A 377-nucleotide genomic window follows, 5' to 3' on the forward strand; every position below is an offset into this window, starting at 1 on the left:
GGTCGAAGGACCAGATGCCGCGGCCGAAGGTGGCGGCGTAGAGCTTGCCGTCGGGGCCGATCTTGAGCTGCTGCACCGAGGTGGTGGGCAGGTTGCGGCCGAGGACGCGCCAGTCGGTGGTGCCGGGGGCGCGGTAGAAGGCGGCGAGGTCGGTGCCGAGGGCCAGGCCGCCGTTCGGCAGGATCTTGACCGAGGTGGCGGGGACGTCGGGCAGGTTGGCCGAGATGTCGGTCCAGGTGGTGCCGCCGTCGTGGGTCTCGAAGAGGTGGCCGATTCCGGCGCCCGGTCCCTCGGTCCAGCTGCGGGAGAAGCCGCTGAACGAGACGAGGACGTGCTGGGCGTCGTTCTCGTCGACCGCGAAGGAGGAGATGTACCGG

The 377-nt window shown here is 70.8% G+C and carries 1 pseudogene; it reads right to left on the bottom strand.

What is annotated here, in order from left to right:
* Window positions 1-377 (bottom strand): annotated as a pseudogene (locus ACFQ87_RS41910) (glycosyl hydrolase); the annotation flags it as partial.

Source organism: Kitasatospora sp. NPDC056531 (assembly GCF_042794375.1).
Classification (GTDB): Bacteria; Actinomycetota; Actinomycetes; order Streptomycetales; family Streptomycetaceae; genus Kitasatospora.